Origin of the sequence: Lichenibacterium ramalinae, assembly GCF_004137085.1 — a bacterium.
GTDB classification, from domain to species: domain Bacteria; phylum Pseudomonadota; class Alphaproteobacteria; order Rhizobiales; family Beijerinckiaceae; genus Lichenihabitans; species Lichenihabitans ramalinae.
This window is the reverse complement of the sequence record NZ_QYBC01000017.1, coordinates 1-15640: the sequence shown is the minus strand read 5'-3', so window position 1 is coordinate 15640 and position 15640 is coordinate 1. Positions and strand designations below refer to the sequence as shown.

16 protein-coding genes are annotated in these 15640 nt (G+C 73.9%); 8 read left to right on the top strand and 8 right to left on the bottom strand.

What is annotated here, in order from left to right; translation table 11 throughout:
• Nucleotides 1-333: 333 nt before the first annotated feature.
• Entirely contained in the window at nt 334-1329 is a 996-nt protein-coding gene (locus D3272_RS18970; protein WP_245496674.1) for an MBL fold metallo-hydrolase, read from the bottom strand.
• A gap of 138 nt (nt 1330-1467) precedes the next feature.
• Complete coding sequence (locus D3272_RS18965) at nt 1468-1887, bottom strand: hypothetical protein (RefSeq protein WP_129220789.1); 420 nt, start codon at nt 1885-1887, stop codon at nt 1468-1470.
• Nucleotides 1888-2119: 232 nt separating this feature from the next.
• Here D3272_RS18965 and D3272_RS18960 point away from each other — a divergent pair, with 232 nt between their 5' ends.
• Nucleotides 2120-2587, top strand: a complete 468-nt coding sequence (locus D3272_RS18960) for a nuclear transport factor 2 family protein (protein WP_129220788.1) — start codon at nt 2120-2122, stop codon at nt 2585-2587.
• A 57-nt stretch (nt 2588-2644) separates the two neighbouring features.
• Here D3272_RS18960 and D3272_RS18955 read toward each other — a convergent pair whose 3' ends face one another.
• Nucleotides 2645-3088: a hypothetical protein gene (locus tag D3272_RS18955; protein WP_129220787.1), complete on the bottom strand. Its 444-nt coding sequence runs from the start codon at nt 3086-3088 to the stop codon at nt 2645-2647.
• Between the two features lie 245 nt (nt 3089-3333).
• Here D3272_RS18955 and D3272_RS18950 point away from each other — a divergent pair, with 245 nt between their 5' ends.
• The gene (locus D3272_RS18950) at nt 3334-4290 is read left to right on the top strand and encodes a ferritin-like domain-containing protein (protein WP_129220786.1); all 957 of its coding nucleotides are present in this window, start codon (nt 3334-3336) and stop codon (nt 4288-4290) included.
• Nucleotides 4291-4491: 201 nt separating this feature from the next.
• Here the strand turns inward: D3272_RS18950 and gspM are convergent, their stop codons facing one another.
• The 5 genes from gspM to gspD are packed head-to-tail and all read right to left on the bottom strand — an operon-like array spanning nt 4492 to nt 10232.
• Entirely contained in the window at nt 4492-5100 is a 609-nt protein-coding gene (gspM, locus tag D3272_RS18945; protein WP_129220785.1) for a type II secretion system protein GspM, read from the bottom strand.
• Nucleotides 5097-6179 (bottom strand): PilN domain-containing protein, encoded by a 1083-nt coding sequence (locus tag D3272_RS18940; RefSeq protein WP_129220784.1) that lies wholly within the window; start codon nt 6177-6179, stop codon nt 5097-5099. The genes gspM and D3272_RS18940 overlap by 4 nt, the downstream gene beginning before the upstream one ends.
• A 10-nt stretch (nt 6180-6189) precedes the next feature.
• Nucleotides 6190-7206, bottom strand: a complete 1017-nt coding sequence (locus tag D3272_RS18935; RefSeq protein WP_129220783.1) for a type II secretion system protein GspK — start codon at nt 7204-7206, stop codon at nt 6190-6192.
• Nucleotides 7203-7940: an A24 family peptidase gene (locus D3272_RS18930; protein WP_129220782.1), complete on the bottom strand. Its 738-nt coding sequence runs from the start codon at nt 7938-7940 to the stop codon at nt 7203-7205. The genes D3272_RS18935 and D3272_RS18930 overlap by 4 nt, the downstream gene beginning before the upstream one ends.
• Nucleotides 7941-7952: 12 nt before the next feature.
• Nucleotides 7953-10232 (bottom strand): type II secretion system secretin GspD, encoded by a 2280-nt coding sequence (gene gspD / locus D3272_RS18925; RefSeq protein ID WP_165361418.1) that lies wholly within the window; start codon nt 10230-10232, stop codon nt 7953-7955.
• Between the two features lie 221 nt (nt 10233-10453).
• On the opposite strand from gspD, the gene D3272_RS18920 reads away from it, so the two are divergent.
• Genes D3272_RS18920 through D3272_RS18895 form a run of 6 tightly spaced genes read left to right on the top strand, consistent with a single transcriptional unit; the run spans nt 10454 to nt 15397 of the window.
• On the top strand, nt 10454-12109 hold the full coding sequence (locus D3272_RS18920; RefSeq protein WP_245496673.1) for a GspE/PulE family protein: 1656 nt from the start codon (nt 10454-10456) through the stop codon (nt 12107-12109).
• A gap of 40 nt (nt 12110-12149) precedes the next feature.
• On the top strand, nt 12150-13343 hold the full coding sequence (locus D3272_RS18915; protein ID WP_129220779.1) for a type II secretion system F family protein: 1194 nt from the start codon (nt 12150-12152) through the stop codon (nt 13341-13343).
• Between the two features lie 17 nt (nt 13344-13360).
• Nucleotides 13361-13840 carry a type II secretion system major pseudopilin GspG gene (gene gspG, locus D3272_RS18910; protein ID WP_129220778.1) on the top strand — a complete coding sequence of 160 codons (480 nt, stop codon included), beginning with the start codon at nt 13361-13363 and terminating at the stop codon, nt 13838-13840.
• On the top strand, nt 13809-14276 hold the full coding sequence (locus tag D3272_RS18905; protein WP_129220777.1) for a hypothetical protein: 468 nt from the start codon (nt 13809-13811) through the stop codon (nt 14274-14276). The genes gspG and D3272_RS18905 overlap by 32 nt, the downstream gene beginning before the upstream one ends.
• Entirely contained in the window at nt 14251-14766 is a 516-nt protein-coding gene (locus D3272_RS18900; protein ID WP_129220776.1) for a type II secretion system protein, read from the top strand. Before D3272_RS18905 ends, D3272_RS18900 begins: the two co-directional genes overlap by 26 nt.
• Nucleotides 14753-15397, top strand: a complete 645-nt coding sequence (locus D3272_RS18895; RefSeq protein ID WP_129220775.1) for a PulJ/GspJ family protein — start codon at nt 14753-14755, stop codon at nt 15395-15397. The genes D3272_RS18900 and D3272_RS18895 overlap by 14 nt, the downstream gene beginning before the upstream one ends.
• Nucleotides 15398-15640 lie beyond the last annotated feature (243 nt).

Genomic DNA, 15640 nt, shown 5'->3' with positions numbered 1-15640 from the left:
GGAGCCGCGCCGGACCATCGCCCAAGACGGCTGTCGGGCCGATGAACGAGCGGTCGCGCGCGGTTTCGGCGCCTACGCTCCGGCTCCCGATCGAGAACCGTTCGGTCGGCTTGGAACCGCCGAGGCGACTCGGAGAAAGCCGATCGTACTCTACATGTGGCGCCGTTCCGGCGCGCCCCGCCGACAGGGCGGGACACCGGCCGAACGTCCCATCCGGCGCGGCGGCGCGGCCCCTACCTTCGTCACCGTACCAGACCCGTGCCCGAAGCCCCTCCGGAATCGGTGCGGAATTCCTCTTCGGTTCCGAACAGAAGGGCATCGGTTCACGCGCTGTCAGCCGTGTTCGAAATGCGGGTTCTTGACGCGGCCGGCCGGCGATCGGGCGCCCGGCAGCCGCGCTTCCGGCGGTTCCCCGGTCCGTCGCCGGCCGCCGCGCGCCGACACGAGCCCGCCGCCCTCCCGCGACCGGCGCGCCGGAAACGTCAGCGTCTGCCCTTCCCGCGCCACGAAGGAGCCGGGCAGCGCCTCCGCCAGTTCGGCCTCGATGGCGGCCAGGGCCGCGTCGTCGTGGCCCTTGTGGTGGTGGAAGGCCGCCAGGGCTTCGGCGCCCGCGGCGCGGCACAGGTCCACGCCGGCGTTCCAGGTGGAATGTCCCCAGCCGCGGCACCGCGACAGTTCGGCCTCGGTGAACATCGCATCGTAGATGACGAGGTCGGCGCCGCGGCAGAAGGCCACGACGTCCGCGTCGGGGCCGGTGTCGACGTGTTCCATGTCCGAAACGTAGCAGACGCTGCGCCCGCCGTGGTCGAACCTGTAGGCGGTGGCGCCGCCCGGGTGGCGCAGCGGGCAGGTGGCGACAGAGACGCCGTCCTCGAAGGTCAGGGTTTCGCCGGCGCGGAACCCGACGTGGGCGATGTGGCCCGGCAGCACATCCAGCGTCACGGGGAAGAGCGGCGGGGCGAACATCGTGCCGAAGGCGGCCGCGGCGCTCTCGCCGCCGAGGTTGCCGCAGAAGACGCGGAGTTCGCCCGGGCCCTTCAGGATGGGCGCGAAGAACGGAAGCCCCGAAATGTGGTCGTGATGGAGGTGGCTGAGCAGAAGGTCGACCCGGCCGGAGCCGGAACCGAGCAGCGCCAGGGCGCGCCCGGCCGCCTCGAAGCCGCTGCCGGCATCCACCACGAAGAGACGGTCGCCGAGCCGCACCTCGACGCAGCAGGTGTTGCCGCCGTACACGATCGTGTCGGAGCCCGGCATGGGAAGCGAGCCGCGCGTCCCCCAGAACCGCACCGACAGGCCATCGTCCCCGCCGACAACCCGCTCAGGCATCATGGTGAAGCCACCGTCGCGCCATGGATCGCATTCTTCCACCCGGCAGCCGGTCCGAGACCGGTCTCGTTCGGCCGTAGCGGGATGGTCGCGCAACCCGAAGCGTTGCGCAAGTCGTCCGACGGTGGAAGGCGACAATTGTCAGACGGAAAAGCGGACGCTGCCCAGGCAGGAGGTCGCCGTCATCAACACCATGCTGAAGGCCTTGGCGCTGTTGCGGGACGTGCGGTAGCGGCTCATGACGATGTCGACGAGTTCTTCGAGGATCAGGTCGTTGACGTCCTCGACGAGCGTGTCGGGCAGCCCGAGGCCGTGGGCGGCGCGCCGCAGGTCATCGATCACGGGCGATACGGTCGCGGTCGGCTCGAGCAGAACGGCGCGCCACAGCCGGCAGTGCTTGCGCGCCATCGCCACCGTCCCGGTCTCGTCGACGAGGCGCGCGTAGACGTCGACGGCACGGTCGATGACGATGGGCTCCGCCCAGAGCCACATGGTACGCCGGGCCTCGTCCAGGTTGGCGGACCGGCGCTCGAAGGACGTGAATTCGGGATGGATGCCCATGGCTCGGGTCCGCGGTCGGTTCGATCGGCGTGGGGAGAGACCGCGTCGCCATGCACGCAACGATCGGCGGTGTCGTTTCCAGCGTCGGGTCGGGTGATTCGGTTAAGCGTCGAGAAGCGATGACCGACCATCGTCCATCAGGGTTAAGAAGGTGCGAACGCCCGCCCGCACCCCGCTTGCCCCGCGGCCGGGATGCGCCATCATCGGGCCGTCCCTCCCGCCTGGAGCCCCCATGTCCGAGCGCCCGCCCCTGCCCCCCTTCACCGCCGAAACCGCCGCCCTGAAGGTGCGCCGCGCCGAGGATGCCTGGAACGGGCGCGACCCTGCCGCCGTGTCCCTCGCCTACACGGAAGACAGCGCTTGGCGGAACCGCGCCGAATTCTTCGCCGGGCGGGACGCCATCGCGGCCTTCCTGTCGCGCAAATGGGACCGCGAACGCGACTACCGGCTCATCAAGGAGTTGTGGGCCTACACGGACGACAGGATCGCGGTGCGCTTCGCCTACGAATGGCACGACGCTGCGGGCGACTGGTTCCGCTCCTACGGCAACGAGAACTGGGCCTTCGACGCGCGCGGCCTCATGGCGCGACGGATCGCGTCCATCAACGACCTGCCGATCGCCGAGCGGGACCGCAAGTTCCATTGGCCGTCCGGCCCCCGCCCAGCCGACCATCCCGGGCTGAGCGACCTCGGGCTGTGACGCCCGCGGCGGCGGCGGCGGTCTCCGCGCGCGCCGTCCCGCGGGAGGGCCGCCAGCCTAATGCGCCGCCGCCGGGAGGTCGACCGTGACGGCGCGGTCGTCGCGCCGCAGCACGACCGCACGCGGCCGGATCTCGGCGAGGGTCCAGCCGTCCACCTGGCCGCCGAGGCGGAGGCGGATCGGCGCGGCATCCTGCGGGCGGCGCAGCAGCACCACCCCCCCGCCACCGCCCGCGATGACGCCGCTCAACGCGACATCGGGCATCGCCGGGGCCGGCGGGGCGGGCGGCGCCGCGGCGACGGGCGGCATGGCGATCGGTGCGGGCGGCGGGCGCCGCGTCGGCGAAAAGAGGGGGCGGTCCACCATGGCGGCGAAGCCGTCCGGCTCGGCGGCCCGCGCCGCCGCGGGACCGGCGCCGGCGAGCGCGGCCGACACGATCGCCGCCCCGGCGAGGCTCGTCGCCGCGGCCCGGACGGCGCGGCCGATCGCGACAGACGGCATCGGGAAGGCTCCGCACAGGGTTTCGGACGGCCCTGCATAGCATGCCGCCGGGCCGGGCGCGACGCCGGCGCCGCCGATGCAGAATTGCCACGGTCGGCGACGCGCCCCACAGAATTCAGCCGCGGTTCCGCCAGCATCTTGCCGGGCGCGTTTCCCGCTCTAGCCTAAGTGTGGGGCACGGACATTCAGCGGTGGCGGGCGGACACGCCGCACCGAACGGAAGTATCAGGGGGAAAGAGATCATCATGTCTGACCAAGAGCAGCACGACGGCGCCGGCAGCCAGCGTCCCATCAACCTCGAAGCGGGACGTCGGGCCTTCCTGAAGACGGCCGGCATGGGCACCGCCCTGGCCGCCCTCGCCACCGTCACGTCGGGCGAGGCCCAGGCCCAGACCGCCGACTTTGACGTCGCCATCCTGAACTTCGCCTTGAACCTCGAGTACCTCGAGGCGGAATTCTACCAGCGCGCCGTCTACGGCGTCGGCCTCGACGCGTCGCTGACCGGCGGCATCGGCACGCAGGGCGGCGGTGTCCGCGGCGGCAGCAAGGTGCCGTTCAAGAACACGGTGGTGCAGAACATCGCCGCCGAGATCGCCAACGACGAGAAGAACCACGTCATCTTCCTGAAGAGCGCCCTCGGCAGCAAAGCCGTGGCCGAGCCCATCATCTCGCTCGACTCGTCCTTCACGGCCCTCGCCGCCGCCGCCGGCCTGCCGTCGGGCTTCAACCCCTACGCCGACGACTTCAGCTTCCTGCTCGCCGCCTATGTCTTCGAGGACGTCGGCACCACCGCCTACAACGGCGCGGCGCCCTTCATCACCAACAAGACCTACCTCGGCGCCGCCGCCAGCATCCTGGCCGTCGAGGCCTACCATGCCGCGACGATCCGGACCCTGCTGTTCTCCCAGCAGAACCAGTTCTTCAACAACGCCACGGCCCTGATCTCCAAGCTCCGCGCCACCCTGTCGGGCGCCCAGGACGACCAGGCCATCGGCGCCGACCAGAGCACGCTCGCCGGCGGCTTCCCGTCCCCGGCCAACATCACCCCGGCCGACGCCAACGGGCTCGTCTTCGCCCGCACGCCGCGCCAGGTCCTCAATGTCGTCTACGGCGGCGTGAACGCGTCCAAGGGCGTGTTCTTCCCCGAAGGCGCCAACGGCGGCCCGGGCTTCTCCGCGCTGCTCAAGGCCACCGGCGGCTAGAGCGCTTTCGCCCTCGGCGAACCCGCTCCAGCCGCGGACCGAGGGCGGTCCCTTCGGCTCGGAACCGCCCAGGCGGTTCCGACGGAGCCGTCACCCAGGGGTTCGTATCGCCGGCGTCGGAGTTCCACTGCGACGCCGGCCGTCCGCAAACGCTTCGTTCTCCATCCGGCCCGTGTCGTCCAGACACGGGCCGGAGCTTCATCAGCGGGTCGGCGGCGCGGCTGCGGTCCCCGGTTTCTGCGACGGCCGCCAGAAGGCCGCCAGCGTCAGGCTGGCGTGCAGGCGCGGCGCCTGCGGGTCGGCGGCGCCGCCGGCCTCGGCTTCGGCGGGCTCGACCGACAGGCCGTCGACCAGCACCACGGGCAGCCCCGTCTCCAGCTTCACCAGGAATGCCTGCAGGGCGTCGTTCTGCCCCTCGACCGAGGCTTGCACCTCGATCCGGGTCCAAGGGTCGGGCGTGCCCGCGGTTTCGGCGGGCTTGACCTCGGCACGGCTCGCCCGCAGCGACAACCCGGACGCCGCCGCCAGCGTCCGCAGGTCGGCGTCGACCCTGGCGGCCGCCAGCGTCGGGGAGTCCGCCGCCACGAAGGGATCCGCGGCGGGCGTGGCGAGCTTCGCGGGACCGCCCCTGCGGCCCGCCGCGGCGCCGCGCTCGAGCAGGTCGGCCTTGGCGTCGCGCTCCGCCGTCGCGGCGGCGAGATCGGCCCAGCCCACCGCCACGGCGGACAGGCCGACCAGGGCGAGCAGCCCGAGCAGCAGCGCGGCGCCGAGCGGACGGCCGAGCGTGACGAGGGGGGGACGGGCCGTCACGGTCCCGTTCCCGGCCGGGCGGCATCGGGCGGCGAAACGCCGTGGTCGCTGCGCGGCGGCACGATCCGCATCTCGAGGCTGAACCGGTCCCCGATGCCGCCCTCGGCCGGGGTGGTGGCGGCGCCGAAGGCCACGTCGGCGAAGGCGCCGGAGGTTTCCAGCGCCGGCACCAGGGCCGAAGGCGCGGTCGACAGGCCCGCCACGGTGAGGCGGTCCGCCTCGATCGACAGCGCCGAAAGGTGGGCCGAGTCGGGCAGGGCCGCCGCGAGCGCGTCGAGCACCGCGACGGCGGGCTTGCGGCCGTCGCGCAGGGCCCGGAGCCCGGCCGCGGCTTCGCTTCCGGCATCGCCGCCGCGCCGCGCCCGGGCGATGACGGCCTTGCGCTGCGCCAGCACCGCGTCCTGGGCGTCGATGTCGTCGCGGACGAGGGACGCCTGCCATTCGCAGACCGCCACGGACCCGACGACGGCGAGGGCCAGAGCCGCCAGTCCCCAGACGACGCCGGCCCGCAGGCGCGCGGCGAACTGCGGCCGCCCGCCGCCGACCGGGATCGCATGGGCTCCCGCGACATCGCCGGCGCAGCGCAGCCGCACCGCCCGGAGATGGAGGGGCTGCAGGGCCGCCAGCGGCTCGGCGACGAGCCGTTTGGGCACCACCGCGACGGCGACGGCGAGCCTCGCCGGGTCGTCCGGCAACGGCCGGTCCAGGATGCGGTAATGCGCGTCGGCGACGCGCCAGGGCGTGATCCGCTCGATCTGGTGGCGCACGAAGGCGTCAAGGAACGGCCGGCTGGCTACCGCCACGGGCTCGAGCTGGCGTCGCTGCATCCAGCCATCCGGGATGACGAGGTCGACGGACCCGCCCGACAGGCGGCGGGCGAGGTCGGGCGGGGAGAAGCCGGACCCCTCGCCCGACAGCCGGCCGAGGCGGCTGCCGCCGGCCGTGGTCACCTCGCCGGCGCCGTCGCCGAGGGCGATCCGCAGCGGTGCCGACCGCCGCGTGGCGTCGACGAGGCGGAGCAGCGCTTCGACGAGCCCTTCGACGAACCACGTCCAGGCGCCTCGGATCGTGTTCAGCATGGCGTCCCCGTCACGGCAGCTTGCGCCAGGCCACGACGACCGGGACGGGCCGGCGGCCCTGCCCCTGTGCCTGCCCCTGGTCTTGCCCGGCCGGCGACGCGTCCGGGGTCGCCCCTGCCCCCGGTGCCGGTGTGCCGGCGGCGGGGCCGGGCGGCGGCGCCAGGATCATCTCGTAGCGGCGCTCGAACCGGTCCGCCAGCCTGACGCGGGCCACGGCCCGCACCGACGCCACGTCCTTGAAGGCCACGAAGTCCCGCGACGGCACGGGCAGCAGCGCCAGGGCCGAATCCTTGTCGGCGAAGCCCTGGTGGCGGCGCTGCAGGTAGTCGTCGGCCCGCTCGTCCCCGCCCACCAGGGCCAGCACCACGGTGCGTCCCGCCAGCACGGGGTCCACCGTGGCGGTGCCGTTGGACACGGTGAGCAGCGGCAGCAGGCGGCGCGCCAGGGCGTCGGACAGGCCCCAGGCCTGCGCCACCTCCGCGGTGTCGTGGATGGCGGCGGGCTGCGCCGTCGGCGGCGGCTTGCGCGCCGGGCCGAGGGCGTCGACGGCGGCCCGAAGCGCCGCGAGCCCGCCGGCCGGGGACGCGTCGCCGCCGTCGGCAGCCGGCGGCGGGGCGGCGCGGGCCGCCGCTTCGGCCCGGAACCGGGTCACGCGCGCCTCCAGCGCCTCGGCCTCGGCCGGGTCGGCCCCGGCCGCGCCCGCGAGGGCGGCGAGGAGGGCCACGGGCGCGAGGTTGGCGTCGACCCGCGCCGATTCCGACAGGTAGTCGATGGTGACGTCGGCGCCCGGCAGGCGGAGCGCCACCGCCCCGCCGCGGCGCGCAGCGGCGTCCCCGGTCGCGAGTCGGTAGGCCAGGGCCGCGCCGGCGCCGCGCCCGAGTTCGTCGGCCCGGACGCCGTCGGCGAAGGCCGCGGCGGCCCGGGCGCCGCTGGTGGCGGTGCGCGTCGCCACGGCCGCGAGGCCGGCGAGGAAGGCCGAGAACACGAGGACGATGAAGAGGGCGGCGCCCCGCCGGCCGTCCCTCATCGGGGCAGGATCCCGTCGGGCACCAGGGGAGCCAGCACGAAGACCAGCCAGGCCGCCGGCGCCAGGAAGGCGCCGAAGGGCACGGCGGTGTCGCGCAGCGGTCCGGCGCGCGGGCGCGCCAGCAGCGCCGCGATGGCGCCGAGCGCCGCGAGTTCGAGGGCCAGGGCGGCGGCGCCCGGCGTCAGCCAGACAGCGGCCGCCCCCGCCAGCTTGACGTCGCCGAAGCCGAGGGCGTCGCGCCCGAGCCGGCGGAACCCGACGTCGACCAGGGCGAAGAGCGCGAAGGCCCCGATCCCCGTCGCGACGGCGCCCGACACGGCGCTGACGGCCGCCCCGGCGCCCTCGCCACCGAGCAGCGGCACGCCGGCGGCGACCGCGAGACCCAGCGCCGCGGTGGCGGCGGATGCCCCGTCCGGGATGATGAAGGCGGCGAGATCAGACCGGACCGTCACCACGACCGCCACCCACCAGAGCAGCGCGGCGACCAGGATCAGGGCGGGGATCAGCGCCGGCACCGGCGCGGGCCCGGCCGACAGCACCGGCGGCCCGAGCGCGGCCAAAGCCACGGCCCAGCCGGCCGGAATCGCGCATCGGTCCACCATGCCGGGCCGCGCGGCGCGGCGCTCGCCCGCAGCGTCGGCCCGCGCCTCCGCCGTGACGGTCTCGGCCTCCGCGGCAGCTTTCGTGGCCTCCGCGGCAGCTTTCGTGGCCTCCGCGGCAGCGTGGTTCGCCATGCCGCCCCCCGCTCAGTAGCGGCGCACGATGGGCCGCTCCGGCGTGCGCTGCATGGACAGCAGCCGGTCGTGGAACTCCTCGGTCACCTGCTCGGCATCGGCGGCATTGGAGATGATCTGCGGCTTGATAAAGATGATGATCTCGGTCCGGTTCACCGCCGAATCGTGGCTCGTCAGGATGTCGTTCAGGAAGGCGATGGAGCCGAGGCCGGGGATGCCCGACCGGTCGTTCGAGCGCGTGTCGCTGATGAGGCCCGCCAGCATCACGGTCTGGCCGTTCGCCACCGCCACCGAGGAGCGCACGCGGCGCTGCGAGATGGTGGGGGTCAGCGTGGTCGAGTCGGTGGAAACGACGGCGCTGATCTGCTGCTCGATGTCGAGCGTTACGACGCCGTTGGCGTTCACCTTGGGCAGCACGTTCAGGATGATGCCGGTGTCCTTGTAATCCACGTTGTTGACCACCGGGGACAGGGCGTTCTCGGTCGACTGCGCGGTGCGGGTGAGGATCGGCACCTGGTTGCCGACCTGGAGCACGGCGGGCTGCCGGTCGAGCACGACGAGCGAGGGCGAGGACAGGATCTTGACGTTGGTGTAGCCCTGCAGCGCGCTCACCAGCACGCGGGGGCTCGACAGGCCGCCCGCCAGGAGGTTGAGGCCCGCCGTGTTGAGGCTCGACACCTGGAGGTTCTGGGCGCCGCTCAGGCCGAGGGTGCGGTTCCCCTGCAGGAAGAACTGCACGCCGTATTGCAGCTGGTCGGTCAGCGTCACCTCGGCGATGGTCGCCTCGATGTCCACCTGCACGGGCTGGCGGTCCAGCTGGTGGATGGCGCGTTCCACGAGCTTGTAGTCGGCCGGGCTGGCGTTGATCAGCAGCGAATTGCTGCTCGGGTCCGCCGTCACCCGCACCTTGGCGCCGCCACCCCCACCCCCGCCGCGCAACGCGTCGGTGTCGGCCGTCGAAGCCCTGGCGCCGCCGCCGCCGCCCGCCATGGCGGCCTTCAGCACGCCGAAGGGCGAACCCGCGCCGCCGTTGGCGGCATCGGCGCCCGACGCCGCGCCGGTCGCCAGGCCGCCGTTCCCGCCGCCGCTGCCGCTGGACCGGCCCGTGCCGGTCGCGGGCGCCGTGGAGGTGACCGAGCCGAAGCCGCTCGGCTCGAGCTGGTCCTTGTCCGAATCGCCCTGCCCGCCGCCACCGCCGCCCGCGCCGAACAGGTCGTTCAACGCCGACGCCACCGCTTTCGCCTGGGCGAACTGCAGCTTGTAGACCTTGACGCCCGCCGCCGCGCTGTCGCCGCGGTCGAGCCGCGCCACCCAGCGGCGCACCATGTCGATGCCCTGCGCGGTGCGGGCCACCGCCAGCACGGCGTTCATGCGGCTCATCGGCTGGAGCTGGATGGCGCCCTGGGCCATGCCGCCCTCGCCGCTGTCCATGATGCGGTTGAGTTCGCTGATGATCGTGTCGGGCGCGGCATTGGCCACCGGCAGGATGGCGACGGATTTCGACCGGAGCCAGTCGACGTCGACGGTGGCGGCCGCCTCGATGGCGGCGCGGCGCTCCGATGCCGTGCCCGAGATGATGACGAGATTGGTGCCGGGGTCGGTCTTGATCGACCCCGGCCGGCTGCCGAAGCCTTCGAGCAGCTTGCCGAGGTTGGCGGCCGGCATGTAGCGGGCCGTGATGACGGATGTGCCATAGCCTTCGCCGACATCCCGCCCCGTGACGGGGCCGATGCCGCCGGTGTCGGCCGATGGCACGACGCGGTACAGGTCCTGGTCCTTGACCACGGTGGCGCCGAGCGAGGCGAGAGCGGTCTCGAGCAGCGGCACCAGCCTCGCCCGCGGCACGGGCTGCGACGACGTGAGGGTGATCTGCCCCACCACGCGCTTGTCGACGAGGTAGTTGGCCTTGAGGATGTCGCCCAGGATCGCCTTCGACACCGCACCGACGTCGGCGTTCTCGAAGTTGAGCTGGTAGCCGTTGCCGGCCGGCACGATGCTGCCGTCGGCCACCGCCACGGCGGATTCGGCGTCCCCGCCCGGCACCGCGACGCCCGGCACCGCCACGGCGCTGGTGGCGGCCGGCACCGGTCCCGACACGGGTGCCGAGCCCCGGAACACTTCGGCGCCCTGGCGGGGCGACCCCGTCACGTTGCCGTAGCGGCCGCCGGGCACGGGGCCGCGGGCCGCGAAATCCACCGCCGGGATGTTGTCGGCCGGCGCCACGGCGGCGAGGTTCGGCGAGCCCGGCCCGTCACATCCGGCGACACCCGCAGCCACGACGACCGAGGCCACGGCCCGAAGTAACCGACGGCGGGCCGAATGAGGTGAAACCGTGATTGTCAAGCATCGATTCCAAACTAGTTCGTGGACAGCGACATTTCGCCGGCCTCGCCGCCTCGCAGGCCCTAGTTTTTTCCTACTAGACGAGGATGTTAACGCTAGAGTAACGCTGCGATGCTGTCCAGTTCACTCGGACCTCCGCCGCCATGGACCACAGGGCCTTTGCTGAGAAAATGGTTAACGGCGGGCTGCTGGCGGCCGCCCAGGCCGAACCGACTCGCGCCGGGGCGGGCGGGCGCGTGTCCTGGGGCAAGCATTTCCTCGCGGCGTCGCGGCTGACGCCGGCGGCCTTCGCCGACCTGATGGCCCGCACCGAGGGCCTGCCCCGCGCCAGCCTCGACGCGATGCGGCGCGGCACGTCGCTGGCCGGCGAGTTCTCGGTCCCCTTCCTTCACGAGGTCGGCCTGTTTCCGTACCGGGATGCCGACGGATCGCCCCGCCTCGCCGCCGCCGACCCCTTCGATGCCGACGCCATCGACGCCGTGGCGGTGACGCTCGGCGGCGCCGTCACGCTCGAGATCGCCAGTTTCGAGGACGTCGAGATCGCGCTCGACGCCGCGGTGCGGGCCGAGGCGGGCGAGGGCACGGACGGGGCGGGCGAGGCCGGGCGGGGCGAGGACGCCGGCGACAATTCGGACAGCCTGCGCGACCTCGCCAGCGGCGCCCCGGTGGTGCGGGCCCTCGACGAGGTCTTCGACCAGGCCGTGGCGCTGCGCGCCAGCGACATCCACGTCGAGCCGCTCGGCCGCGACGTGCAGGTGCGGGTGCGGGTCGACGGCGTGCTGCGCGTCATCCCGGCGCCACGGGCCGCACCCGCCCGCGCGCTCGTGTCCCGCATTAAGATCCTGGCGGGGCTCAACATCGCCGAGCACCGCCAGCCCCAGGACGGGCGCATGCGCATCACGGTGCGGTCGCGCGACTTCGACGTGCGCGTCGCCACCATGCCGACCACGCGCGGCGAAGCCGCCATTCTGCGCCTGCTGGACCGCGGCGGCCGCCTCGTGGCCTTCGCCGACCTCGGCTTCAACGCCCGGGACCGGTCGGTGCTGACCGACAAGCTGACCCAGCCGCACGGCATGATCGTGGTCACGGGCCCGACCGGCTCGGGCAAGACCACCACGCTGACGGCCGCGCTGGCCTCGCTCAACGATTCGACCCGCAAGATCCTCACGGTCGAGGATCCGGTAGAATACGAGATCCCCGGCGTGAACCAGTCGCAGGTGCGCCCCGCCGTGGGGCTCACCTTCGCCACCGCGCTGCGCGCCTTCATGCGCCAGGACCCCGACGTCATCATGGTGGGCGAGGTCCGCGATCCCGAGACCGCCAAGATCGCCGTGCAGGCCTCCCTCACGGGCCACCTCGTGCTGACGACGCTCCACACCAACACGGCCGCGGCAGCGGTGACGCGCCTCGTCGACATCGGCGTCGAGCGCTACCTCATCGCCTCCACCCTGTCGGCCGTAGTGGGCCAGCGGCTGATCCGCACGCTCTGCGTCGACTGCCGCCGGCCCGTGACGGTCGGGCCGAGCGACGCCGAGCGCAACCCCCGCATCGTCGGCCTGGGCCTCGCGCCCGGCACGGCGATCTTCGAGCCGGTGGGCTGCGAGCGCTGCGGCGGCACCGGCTATCGCGGCCGCCGGGCCATCTTCGAATGCCTGGAGGTGACCGAGGCCGTGCGGCGGGAGATCCTCGGCGGCGCGGACGACGCCGCCATCGAGCGCGCCGGCATCGCCGGCGGCATGGCGACGCTGGTCGACGACGGCAAGGCACGCTGCCTCGAAGGCGTGACCTCCGTCGACGAGGTGTTCCGCGTGGCGGCGCTGCGGTGAGCGGCTTCCCGTCCCGCATGGCACGCCGGGGCCCGGGCTGATGCCCCGCTTCCGCTACACCGCCGTGGGCCCGGACGGGCGCAGCCTCGCGGGCGAGCTCGAAGCCTCGGACGCGGCCGCCGCCGCGGCCGACTTCGGCACCCGTGGCATCATGCTGCAGTCGCTCGACCGGCTGAAGGAGGACGGCGACGGCCTGCTGTCCTCGGCCCCGAGCCCGCGCGCCATCACCCGGTTCCTCGGCGAACTCGCCCTCATGCTGCGCTCGGGCCTGCCGCTCGACGAGGCGCTGGCGCTCAGCGCGCAGGGCCAGCCGGCCCGCCTCGGCCGCATCGTCCTGGCGGTGCGGCGGGAGGTGCTGGGCGGCGCGAGCTTCGTCCAGGCGCTCGAACGCCACCCCGGCGTCTTCACCCAGGACATCGTCGCCATGGCCAAGGTGGCGGACGCCACCGGGGACCTCGACGGGGTCTTCGCCGCCGTGGCGGCGCAGCGCGAACGCTCGCACCACCTCGGCGAGAAGGTGACGGGGGCGTTGCGCTATCCGGCCTTCCTCATCGTGTCGGCGGTCGGCGTGCTGGTGTTCTTCCTCGTCAACGTCATCCCGAACTTTTCGGGGCTGTTCGCCGATTCGGGCAGCGACCCCGGCGCCCTGGTGCGCTTCGTCCTAGCCCTGTCGGACGGGCTGATCGCCAACGAGACCAACCTCGAAGCCGGGCTCGCCGCCCTGTTCCTGGCGGGCTTCCTCGCCTGGCGCACCGCGTCCGTGCGGGCCGCGCTCTTCGCCGCCTTCCTGCGGGTTCCGGGGATCGCGGGCGTTTGGCGGCTGTGGCGGACCGCCCGGTTCCTGTCCAACCTGTCGGTGCTGCTCGGCCAGGGCGTGCCGCTGACCGAAGCCCTCAAGGTGCTGCAGGACGCGGTCGGCGCCGAGGGGCGGGCGATGCTGGCCACGGTGGGCGATGCCGTCCGCCGCGGCGGCCGCTTGCACGAGGCGCTCGGCACCGTCACGCTGCTGCCGCCCGTCGCGGTGCGCATGGTCCGCATCGGCGAGGAGACGGGCGAATTGTCCAAGGTGGCGGGCGAGGCCGGAAACCTCTACGCCGTTCAACTGGAGAAGCGGCTCGACGGCCTCGCGGCCGTCATCGGGCCCACGGCCATCCTGGTCATCGCGGGGCTGATCGGCGGCCTCATGGTGACGATCATGTCGGCGCTGGTCAGCGTCAACCAGGCGGTCCTGTGACGGGAAGCGAGGCGGGCATGGACGGAACGACCGACAAGGGGGTCGCGCTGCGCGACCGCGCCGGCCGGCTGCGGCGGGTCGCGGCGCGGCAGGCCGGCTTCACGCTGGTCGAGATGCTGGTGGTGCTGGCCATCATCGGCCTGCTGGTGGGCCTCGTGGCGCCACGCGTCTTCGGCCAGCTGGCGGAGGCCAAGGTGCGCACCGCCCACATCCAGATCGAGAGCTTCAAGAACGCCCTCGACCTCTTCTTCCTCGATGCGGGCCGCTTCCCGACGACGCAGGAGGGCCTGCAGGCGCTGAATACCCGGCCCGCCAGCGTGCAGGGCTGGGGCGGCCCCTACATCAAGGGCACGGCCGTCCCCAAGGACCCCTGGAACAACCCCTATGCCTACAGGGCGCCGGGCGGGAACGGGAGGCCCTACGACATCACCTCCAACGGCCCCGGCGGCAAGGGAGGCGAGGCCGATGGCGGGGCGAACCAGATCGCCAGCTACTGATCGGCGGGCCGGCTTCGTGCTCATCGAGGCCGTCGCCACCCTGGTGATCGCCCTGCTGCTGCTGTCCTTCGCCTATCCGCTGGTGGCGGCCGGCACCACGCAGGCGCGCCTGGCCGCCCTCGTCGGCTCCAGCGCCGCCCTGCTCCGCGACGCCCGCACCGCGGCCCTGGTGACGGGGCATCCCGTGGCGGCCAGGTTCGACGCCGGCCGCAGGCGCCTCACGGCGGGCACCGCCGCCGTCGCCATCCCGGGCGACGTGGCCTTCAGCCTGTCGGCGGGCGGCAATTGCCGCGACGGCGGCGGCGAAGCCGCCGTGCTGTTCCGGCCCGACGGCTCGGGCTGCGGGGCGGTGCTCCGCTTCGCGCGCGGCGACCGGGTGCTGCGGGCGCGCGTCAACTGGGCCGACGGCCATGTCGACATCGTCGCCGGCGGCTGAGCGCCGGGCGCGCCGGCGCCGCGGCTTCACCCTCGTCGAGGCCCTGGTCGCCCTCGTGGTGGCGGGCCTCCTCCTGCCGACGCTGGCCCGCGCCCTCGCCGGGGCCTGGAGCGCGGCGCGCATGCCGCTCGACGTCGTCTCTGGCATCACCCTGGCGCGCGACGTCGCGGCCGGCGGCGCGCTGCCGCCCGACGCCCGCCAGCTCGGCTACGCCGCCGACCGCAGCACCACGTCCGTCACCCTGCTGGAGCTGCCGTCGGACGTGGCGCCGGCGCCGGGGGGAACCGGCCAGGACGAAGCGGCGAACGACCTCAAGCCGGATGCCACGCCCTCCGCCATCCGCATCGCGGCGCCGAAGGGCTTCGCCGGGGCGTCGCCGGAGGCCGCGCCCGCCGACGTCGTGCTGCGGCGCGTGTCGGTCTCGGTGCGGACGCCGGCGGGCCGCCGCCTGAAGCTCGACGCGCTGCGGATCGACGATGCGTCGCGCTGACCCCCGGGCGGGGTTCACCCTGATCGAAGTCCTGGCGGCCCTGGTGGTGACCGGCGCCCTCGTGGCCGTGGTGCTGCCCCTGGCCGGCCGCCTCGCCGCCCGCTGGGGGCGGGGCGAGGCCACGGTCGAGGCGGCGGACGGCTGGATGCAGGCCATCGGCCGGCTCGGCGACGACCTCGCCCAGGCCGTCCCCTACGGGCTCGGCCCCGACGGCGGCGCGGCGGCGGCGTTCCGGGCCGGTCCCGACGCCATCGCCTTCGTGCGGCCGGCGCTCGGCGATGCCGGTGGACTCGAAACGGTGCGCTACGAGGTCCGCGCCTCGCCGGCCGGCGCCGCCCTGGTCCGTCGCAGCCGCCGCTTCGATCCCGAAGCCTTCGACCGCGAGGTCGGCGGCGCCACGGCGACGCTGCTCGACGGCCCCTTCCGCCTCAGGCTCGTCGAGGTCGCCCCGGACGGAACGCGAAGGCGGGACTGGGCCCCGACCGACGGCATGCCGCTGGCCGTCGAGCTTTCGGCCGTCCCGGCGCGGGCCGGGACCGGCACACCGGTGCCGGCCGGACCCGTCCTGCTGCCGATCGCGGCACGCGCGCCGGCCGTCGCCCGCAAGGCCGGGACCGCCGGCGTGCCGTGACGGGCCCGGTCCGCCGGCGCGGGCGGGCTCGCGCCGAGAGCGCTTCCGCCTTCGGCAAGTCGCCCCAGTTCCGGTTCGAGAGCAGTGTCATCGGCTCCGAGTCGCGAGGGCGACTCCGGGAAAGCCGATACTGCTCTAGCTGTGAGCTTTCCATAGGTTGTCCATCCGATCCGAACCGAGGAAGCTGAGGTTGCGACGCTTCAGCCCCAAGGGAGGGACCGGATGAACATCCACAAGAATGCC

Coding starts and splice junctions, on each gene's coding strand:
- D3272_RS18970 (WP_245496674.1), bottom strand. CDS start 1,329: ATGATGCCTGAGCGGGTTGTCGGCGGGGACGATGGCCTGTCGGTGCGG.
- D3272_RS18965 (WP_129220789.1), bottom strand. CDS start 1,887: ATGGGCATCCATCCCGAATTCACGTCCTTCGAGCGCCGGTCCGCCAAC.
- D3272_RS18960 (WP_129220788.1), top strand. CDS start 2,120: ATGTCCGAGCGCCCGCCCCTGCCCCCCTTCACCGCCGAAACCGCCGCC.
- D3272_RS18955 (WP_129220787.1), bottom strand. CDS start 3,088: ATGCCGTCTGTCGCGATCGGCCGCGCCGTCCGGGCCGCGGCGACGAGC.
- D3272_RS18950 (WP_129220786.1), top strand. CDS start 3,334: ATGTCTGACCAAGAGCAGCACGACGGCGCCGGCAGCCAGCGTCCCATC.
- D3272_RS18940 (WP_129220784.1), bottom strand. CDS start 6,179: ATGCTGAACACGATCCGAGGCGCCTGGACGTGGTTCGTCGAAGGGCTC.
- D3272_RS18935 (WP_129220783.1), bottom strand. CDS start 7,206: ATGAGGGACGGCCGGCGGGGCGCCGCCCTCTTCATCGTCCTCGTGTTC.
- D3272_RS18930 (WP_129220782.1), bottom strand. CDS start 7,940: ATGGCGAACCACGCTGCCGCGGAGGCCACGAAAGCTGCCGCGGAGGCC.
- D3272_RS18920 (WP_245496673.1), top strand. CDS start 10,454: ATGGTTAACGGCGGGCTGCTGGCGGCCGCCCAGGCCGAACCGACTCGC.
- D3272_RS18915 (WP_129220779.1), top strand. CDS start 12,150: ATGCCCCGCTTCCGCTACACCGCCGTGGGCCCGGACGGGCGCAGCCTC.
- gspG (WP_129220778.1), top strand. CDS start 13,361: ATGGACGGAACGACCGACAAGGGGGTCGCGCTGCGCGACCGCGCCGGC.
- D3272_RS18905 (WP_129220777.1), top strand. CDS start 13,809: ATGGCGGGGCGAACCAGATCGCCAGCTACTGATCGGCGGGCCGGCTTC.
- D3272_RS18900 (WP_129220776.1), top strand. CDS start 14,251: ATGTCGACATCGTCGCCGGCGGCTGAGCGCCGGGCGCGCCGGCGCCGC.
- D3272_RS18895 (WP_129220775.1), top strand. CDS start 14,753: ATGCGTCGCGCTGACCCCCGGGCGGGGTTCACCCTGATCGAAGTCCTG.